The sequence below is a fragment of the Pseudomonas sp. RIT-PI-AD genome, from assembly GCF_025642785.1.
GTDB lineage: Bacteria > Pseudomonadota > Gammaproteobacteria > Pseudomonadales > Pseudomonadaceae > Pseudomonas_T.
Window position 1 is genome coordinate 21,964 of record NZ_JANZKU010000035.1, and the last position, 8,065, is coordinate 30,028.

The 8,065-nt window shown below is 67.6% G+C and carries 7 protein-coding genes; all 7 read left to right on the forward strand.

Features of this window, described 5'->3' with window-relative positions; all coding sequences use genetic code 11:
• Positions 1-120: 120 nt before the first annotated feature.
• A complete protein-coding gene (locus tag OGL92_RS20630; protein WP_263147396.1) occupies positions 121-2,283 on the forward strand; it encodes a TonB-dependent receptor in 2,163 nt (720 codons plus the stop codon).
• 110 nt (positions 2,284-2,393) lie between these two features.
• Complete coding sequence (locus OGL92_RS20635) at positions 2,394-2,942, forward strand: alpha/beta hydrolase (RefSeq protein ID WP_263147397.1); 549 nt, start codon at positions 2,394-2,396, stop codon at positions 2,940-2,942.
• Between the two features lie 252 nt (positions 2,943-3,194).
• Positions 3,195-4,553, forward strand: a complete 1,359-nt coding sequence (locus OGL92_RS20640) for an LLM class flavin-dependent oxidoreductase (RefSeq protein WP_263147399.1) — start codon at positions 3,195-3,197, stop codon at positions 4,551-4,553.
• Entirely contained in the window at positions 4,550-5,371 is an 822-nt protein-coding gene (locus tag OGL92_RS20645) for a class II aldolase/adducin family protein (protein ID WP_263147402.1), read from the forward strand. Before OGL92_RS20640 ends, OGL92_RS20645 begins: the two co-directional genes overlap by 4 nt.
• Positions 5,368-6,462 (forward strand): ABC transporter substrate-binding protein, encoded by a 1,095-nt coding sequence (locus tag OGL92_RS20650; protein ID WP_263147404.1) that lies wholly within the window; start codon positions 5,368-5,370, stop codon positions 6,460-6,462. Before OGL92_RS20645 ends, OGL92_RS20650 begins: the two co-directional genes overlap by 4 nt.
• Positions 6,459-7,301, forward strand: a complete 843-nt coding sequence (locus OGL92_RS20655; RefSeq protein WP_263147407.1) for an ABC transporter permease — start codon at positions 6,459-6,461, stop codon at positions 7,299-7,301. The genes OGL92_RS20650 and OGL92_RS20655 overlap by 4 nt, the downstream gene beginning before the upstream one ends.
• 10 nt (positions 7,302-7,311) lie before the next feature.
• Positions 7,312-8,065 (forward strand): ABC transporter permease (locus OGL92_RS20660; RefSeq protein ID WP_263147409.1); only part of this gene is annotated, 754 nt, incomplete at its 3' end.

Below are 8,065 nucleotides of genomic sequence, written 5' to 3' on the forward strand. Positions count from 1 at the left end.
CCCTTCCGTACCACTCACCAGTTGGCCGGATTTCAGCGCCCGGCGCTCGTCGCCTGGCGTTCGCCACCGGGTGGCACGGCACACCGATCCGCTTTCCGATTGATTGAAGTGAGGTTTGAGATGGGGAGTAATACTGCGTACGCGGCACCCTTCGCCCGCCATGCCCTGGGCCTGGGCCTGGCCTCGGTGCTCGCGCTGCTCGGCAGCGCCGCCCTGGCCGCCGAGACCACTGAACCCCAGGACGACAGCGAGGCCGGGAAGGCGAAGAACACCGCGCTGGAAACCGTCACGGTCACCGCCGAGCGGCGCGCCACCGACGTGCAGAAGACCGCCGTGGCGGTCAGCGCCATCGGCGAGAGCCAGTTGCAGGAACGCCAGGTGCACACCCTCGCCGACCTCGCTGGCCAGGCGGCCGGCCTGACCCTGCCGAGTTCCTATATCAACCAGCAATACGTGTTCATCCGCGGCATCGGCAACTCGCGGCCGGCCGGCAACCCTTCGGTGGGGGTGTACCTGGACGACGTGTACATCGCCCGCCAGTTCGGCAACGCCTATTCCAACCTGCCGGACATCGAGCGGGTGGAGGTCCTGCGCGGGCCGCAGGGCACCCTGTACGGGCAGAACACCAGCTCCGGCGCGGTGAAGATCATCAGCCGCGAGCCCAGCGAAGACTTCGTCGGTTCGGTGGAAGTGGGCGGCGGCAACTTCGGCACCTTCGAATCGAAGGGCTACTTCAGCGGCGCCCTGGTGCCCAACCTGCTCAGCGGCAGCCTGGCGGTGTCCAGCCGGCACAGCGACGGCTACGCCTACAACTACACCCTGGACAAGGACGTCAATGGCTTCGATACCGACCAGGTGCGTGCCAAGCTGCTGTTCCGCCCCACCGACAGCCTGCGCTTCGACCTGGCGATCGACGAGGCCCGCGACAAGTCCGACAACGGCGTGCCCTCGCCGCGTACCCCGCACCTCAACCACAACCGTACCCTGGCCTCCTGGGACACCCAGACCGACCAGAAGAACGGCGGCGTGTCGCTCAAGGTCACCGGCGAGCTGGACGACCACCTGACGCTGAAGTCGATCACCGCCTGGCGACGCATCGAGGACGGCCAGCCGTGGGACAGCGACGGCCGCGAGACCTACAGCACCAACAAGTTCTACCAGGACATCGACCAGCGCCAGCTTTCCCAGGAATTCCAGTTCCTCGGCGAATACGAGCGCTTCGACTTCGTCACCGGCGCCACCTTCTTCCGCGAGCATTTCGACTTCGACCGCCTGAGCGCCCTCGGCGCCGCGCCGACCTGGCAGGTCACCCGCTCGTGGAACGAAAAGGAGAGCAAGGGCGTCTTCGGCCAATTGCACTACAAGGTCACCGACGCCTTCGGCGTCACCGGCGGGCTGCGCTACTCGGAGGAAGAACACACCCTCGACGGCGACGCCTACAACAGCAACGCCAACGGCGACTACCTCTCCCAGCGCTTCGCCTTCGAAGGCTGGAAGCAGAAGAACAACAGCGTGACGCCCAAGGTGACCCTCGACTACAGCTTCAACCCCGGCCTGTTCACCTACTTCACCTGGGCCAAGGGGGAAACGTCCGGGGGCTGGAACCCGGCGCCGTCCAACCTGCTGAGCCTGATCGAGCGGCCAGTGGACCCGGAAGAAGTCACCTCCTACGAACTGGGCGTGAAGACCAGCGCCTTCGGCAATCGCGTGCAGAACAACATCGCGCTGTTCTACAACGACTACGAGAACTACCAGACCAGCCTCAGCGACCCGATCTTCAATGGCTCCCAGGTGATCGGCTCGGTGCTGGCCAACGCCGACTCGGCGCATACCTACGGCGCCGAGCTGGAGTCCACGCTGCGCCTGACGCCGGACTGGCAGACCAGTTTCTCGGTCTCCTACCTGCGTTCGAAGATCGACCAGTTCCTGCCGGACGGCGTCGCCTCGCTGGCCGACTACAGCGGCAACGAACTGCCCTTCGCGCCGCACCTGAGCCTCAACCTCAACAGCGTCTACGACCTCGCGGTGCCGGGCGGCGACCTGCGCCTGAACGGCAACGTGCGGCGTTCCAGCCGCTTCTACACCGGGGTCGACAATGCCTATGAAACCCCGGCGCAGACCCTGGTGGACGCCGGCGCCTTCTACACCCCCAGCGGCACCCAGGTGACCCTGTCGTTCACCGTGAAGAACCTGCTGGACAAGACCTACGAGACCCCGTCGCGCACCACCTACACCTACAACCCGCCACGCACCTGGCTGGCCGGCGTGCGCTACGACTTCTGATCGCCCGCCACCGCGGCGGGGGCGTCCCGCCGGTTGCCGGGCGCGCCCCACCGCATACCCAGCAAGGCCCGCCGGCGCCCCGGCGGGCCGTACCACGAGGAAAACCACAGATGACTGATGTGCGCGTTCTGATCCTGCCCGGACGTGGCAACTCGACAGACCAGCATTGGCAAACCCATTGGGAAACCCGCCACCCGGCCTACCGCCGGGTGCAGCAACGGGAATGGCAGAACCCCGACCGCGACGACTGGGTCGAGGCCCTGCAGGCGGCGATCGCCGAGGCCGACACCCCGGTGGTGCTGGTCGCCCACTCGCTGTCGGTGAGCCTGGTGGCGCACTGGGCGAGCCGCTACAGCGGCCCGGTGAAAGCCGCCCTGCTGGTGGCGCCGAGCGACGTCGAGGCGCCGGACTATCCGCCCGGCACCCAGGGCTTCGCGCCCATTCCCTTGCGTCCACTGCCGTTCGAAAGCGTGGTGGTCGCCAGCACCGACGATCCGAAGGTCAGCCTGGCGCGGGCCGAGCGCTTCGCCGAGGCCTGGGGCGCACGCCTGGAAATCGCCGGGGCCAAGGGTCACCTCGGCGCGGCATCGCAACTGGGCGACTGGCCGTTCGGCGCGGCGCTGCTGGACCGTCTGATCGACCACGCCGCGCGCGCCTGACTCCCTACACCCGTCCACGCGCCGGCCGCCCGGACCGGCGCGGCTCCATGCCCGCTGATAACTTTCCATCGACCGAACTTGCCCGCTTGCGACTTTAACGCATAACCAACGGCGAATTTATCGGTTCCAGAAGCCCCGCCGCTTTCGTAGTTTGGCCTGGCACCGCGCTCACCCTGCACAGGACAGCCGCTCCCGATCCACCCACAGCAGCCGGACGTCCTTCGCGTCGCCGCTGCACCGCAGGAGTAGACCATGGCTCGCACCGACACACGCACACTTCGCTTCGGCATCGGTATCCAGGGGGGCGGTGGCCATTGGCGCGACCCGCAGATCCCGGACGGCGCCGTCTCCGACATCCGCAGCTACATCAAGCTCGCCCAGCTCGGCGAGGCGGCCAAGTTCGACTTCGCCTTCATCGCCGACTCGGCCTACATCTCCAAGGATGCCACCTGGCCGTTCCTCAGCCGCCTGGAACCCATCAGCGCGCTGTCGGCGGTGTCCGCCGTGACCGAGCGGATCGGCCTGGTCGGCACCATGACCACCTCCTACAGCGAGCCCTTCACCACCGCCCGCCAACTCGCTTCGCTGGACAAGATCAGCAACGGCCGCGCCGGCTGGAACGCGGTGACCTCGGCGCTGGAAGGCGTGGCCAAGAACCACGGCCACGACAAGCTGTACGACCACGCGCTGCGCTACCGCATCGCCCAGGAATACGTCGGCGTGGTCAACGGCCTGTGGGATTCCTGGGAGGACGATGCCTTCGTGCGCAACCGCGAGACCAACCAGTACGTCGACTTCGACAAGATGCACACCCTCGATCACAAGGGCGAGTTCTTCTCCGTGCAGGGGCCGCTGAACATCGAGCGTTCGCCCCAGGGCCGCCCGGTGCAATTCCAGGCCGGCGCCTCGGATGCCGGGCGCGACCTGGCGGCGCGCTACGCCGACGCGATCTTCTCGGACTTCTCCAGCATCGGCAACGGCGACCTGAGCGAGGCGCAGGCCCAGTACCAGGACATCAAGCGCCGGGTGAAAGCCTACGGCCGCGACCCCGAGCAGGTGTTGGTGCTGCCCTCCATCGGCCCGATCGTGGGCGACACCCAGGAGGAAGCCGAGCACCTGTACCAGGAAACGCTGAAATACATCGACATCGAGTTCGCGGTGAAGTACCTGAGCCGCTACTTCAGCTTCTTCGACTTCGCCCAGTTCCCCCTCGACGAGCCGCTGCCGGACCTGGGCGACATCGGCAAGGACAGCTTCAGGTCCACCGCCGAGTACTACAAGCGCATCGCCCGCGAGGAAAACCTCACCCTGCGCCAGCTCGCCCTGCGCGCAGCCAACCCCCGCGGCGCCTTCGTCGGCACGCCGGTGCAGATCGCCGACAAGCTTCAGGCGTTGTTCGAGCAGCCGGTGGTCGACGGCTTCATCGTCTTCGGCAACCTGCACCTGACCCAGCGCTTCATCGACAAGGTGATCCCGATCCTCCAGGAACGCGGCTTGTTCCGCACCGAGTACGAGGCCACGACCTTCCGCGGCAACCTCGGCCTGGACTTCCCCGAGAACCGCTACGCCGCGGCGCGCCGGCTGGGCGAAACCGAGAGGAAACAGGCATGAGCAACGCCGCCACGGCCAGCCAGCAGCCCGCTCCGCGCACGGACATCGAACGCCGCTTCCAGAAGGCCATGGGCTATCCGCGCCCGCAGCCGCCGGTGTTCGCCAGCGTCGAGGAGGAACGCGCGCACCGCAAGCACAAGCTCGCCGCCGCCTTCCGCATCTTCGGCAAGCTGGGCTACGACGAGGGGGTGATGGGCCATATCTCCGCGCGCGATCCGGAAAACCCCAACCATTTCTGGATGAACCCGTTCGGCCTGAGCTTCAACCTGATCAGCGCCGACGACTTGCTGCTGATCGACCTGGACGGCGACCTGGTGCAGGGCGAGGGCTACCCGCACCCGGGCGGCATTCCGCTGCACGCGGCGATTTACACGCGTCGCCCGGATATCCTTTCGGTGGCCCACGTGCACTCCCTCTACGGACGCACCTGGACCACCAACGGCCGGCTGATCCCGCCGGCCAGCGCCGAATCGGCGGTGTTCTTCGGCAAGCACGCGATCTACGACAGCCACGCCCACGGCGAGGGCGACCTGCTGGCCCAGGCGCTGGAGGGCAACCGCGCGCTGTTGCTGAAGAACCACGGGCTGCTCACCGTCGGCCAGAGCGTCGACGAGACCGCCTACCTGTTCATTTCCCTGGAGAAGGTCTGCCAGTCGCAGATCGCCGCCGAGTCCATGGGCTCGACCCTGACCATGGACGAGGAATACGCGCGGCGCAGCGCCGAGCGCTTCCAGGCGTACAACGGCTGGCTGAACTTCCAGCCGCTGTACCAGAGCATCCTCAAGGAACAACCCGACTTGCTGGGAGAGGCCCCATGACGTATCGGTACCGCGCCCTCGCCCGCCTCGGGCGCTACGCCCTGCTGGCGCTGGGCCTGCTGGCCAGCGCCGGCCCGGCCCTGGCGGAAACCCCACCGAAGCAGATCCGCCTCGGTGGGCCGGCGCTGTCCAGCGCCGGCAACGACCATTGGGGCTGGGGCCTGCTCGGCATCGCTCACGCCCGCGGCCTGTTCCAGGAGGAATTCAAGCAGGACGCCACCACCTTCGAGTTCGTCGGCCTGAACACCGTACCCATGGTCGGCGAGGCCCTGGCCAGCAACCAACTGGACTTCGCCGGCCAGGGCGACCTGATTTCGCTGATCGGCCGCTCCGCCGGGGTGAAGACCCGCTACATCCTGCCGGTGAGCAAGTTCAGCAACGCCTACCTGGCAGTGAAGACCGACTCGCCGATCCAGTCGATCGCCGACCTCAAGGGCAAGCGGGTGGCCTACCTCAAGGGCAACTACATCCACCTGCAGGTCATCCGCATCCTCGCCGCTAACGGGCTGAGCGAGCGCGATGTGCGCCAGGTCAGCCTCGACCAGGCCACCTCCACCACCGCCCTGGGGACCGGCGACATCGACGCAGTGTTCGGCGGCCCCGAGCTGCTGCTGTTGCGCAACGCCGGCGCGGCCAAGATCGTCTACACCACCCGCGACCGCGACACCCACGCCACCGCGCAGACCGGTTTGATCGTGCGCGACGACTTCGCCCGCCAGTACCCGGAAACCACCGCGCGGATCGTCAAGGTGCTGGTCCGCGCGGCCCAGTGGGGTTCGGACGAGGCGAACAAGGAAGCGGTCTATGGCCCCTGGTGGAGCTTCCGCCTGCAGGAGGCGATCAAGGAAGACACCGGCGACCGTCCCTGGAGCCAGCGCGCCAACCCGTTGTTCGACCCCTTCCTGGTCGCCCAGTACCACGACACCTATCGCCTGGCCAAGGAACTGCGACTGTTGCGCGGCAAGGACTTCGACCTCGACCAGTGGATGGACCACAGCTTCCTCGACCAAGCGTTGAAGGCGCTGAAGCTGGAGCATCACTGGCAACCGCTGGACGCCAGCGGCACGCCCATCGCCGAGGCGACCGAGTGAGCATCCATCGCGCGCTGCCGTCCGCCCTGCCCGCCGGCGGCGCCCTGCCCGGCATCGCCTGGACGCGCCTGGCCAGCCGCGCCCTGCACGCGCTCTGGCCCTGGCTGCTGCCCCTGGCGCTGACGCTGGCCTGGTGGCTGAGCGCGCGCTACGAGTTGGTCGCTTCGCAGGTCCTGCCGGGCCCGGAGCTGGTCCTGGGCACGGCCCGCGAGATGCTCGCCAACGGGCAACTGCTGGAGCATGTGCTCATCAGCCTGCAACGGGTGCTTCTCGGCTTTTTCCTGGGCAGCGTCACCGGCCTGCTGCTCGGGGCGGCGATGGGCTTGTCCGAACGTGCCAGCGATTACCTCTATCCGCTGGTCCGGCTGATCGCCTACGTGCCGCTGCTGGGCTGGCTGCCGCTGCTGATGCTGCTGCTCGGCATCGGCGAGACCCTGAAGATCGTGCTGGTCGCCCAGGCGGCCTTGCTGCCGGTGGCGCTGAACACCTGCAACGCCATTCGCGCGGTGCCGTCGCGCTACCTCGAGGTCGGCCGCACCTACGGTTTCAGCCACCGGCAACTGCTGCTGCGGGTGATCCTGCCGGCCGCGTTTCCCACCACCTGGAGCAGCATCCGCTACGCGCTCACCAAAAGCTGGCTGGCCCTGGTGGTGGTGGAGTTACTGGCCTCCTCCGAGGGCCTGGGTTTCCTCATGGTCGACAGCCGCCAGCTCTACCAGCTCGACGTGATGCTGGTGGCGGTGGCGAGCATCGGGGTCATCGGCTTTCTTCTCGACCTGATCCTGGCCCGGGTCGAGCGATACATCCTGCGCTGGCGCCGCGCCGGCTTCGGCCCATGAGGTTACACCGATGAATGCCCACTCCCGACGGCGCCTGCGCCGTGGCCTGACCCTGCCGCTGCTGCTCCTGCTCGCCTGGTGGGCGGCATACGCCTTCGGCCTCACCGACAGCCGGCTGTTCGTCGCTCCGGACAAGGTGCTCGACGCCGCGTTGCAGGCGAGCACCGGCGCAACGATCTGGCTGACCCTCGGCCGCAGCCTGGCGCGCGACCTCGCCGGCTTCACCCTCGGCGGCGGCCTCGGCCTGGCCCTGGGCGTGTTGCTCGGCGTGTCGCGGCGCAGCGAACGCTTCTTCGGCCTGACCCTCAACGCGATCAAGCAGGTCTCGCTGTTCGCCTGGTTACCGCTGCTGTCGCTGTGGTTCGGTTTCGGCGAGGGCAGCAAACTGGCGTTCATCGCCTGGGCCGCCTTCTTCCCGCTGCTGCTGAACAGCTTCGAGGGGGTGTCCGGCGTACCCCGCGAACTGGTCGAGACGGCGCGGGTCATGGGTTTTTCCCGCTGGCAGATGTTCGCCCGCCTGGTGTTGCCCGCGGCGCTGCCGTCGATCTTCAACGGCCTCTACCTGGCGCTGGTGTTTTCCTGGCTGGCCACCCTCGGCGCCGAATACATGCTCGGCTCGGGTGACGGCATCGGCGTGCTGCTGATGGAAAGCCGCGCGGAGTTCCGCATGGACCTGATGCTGCTGGGCATCGTCCTGGTCGGCGCCGTCGGTTTCGCCCTCGACATCTCCGCCAAGGCCCTGGAACGCCGCCTGTTGCGCTGGC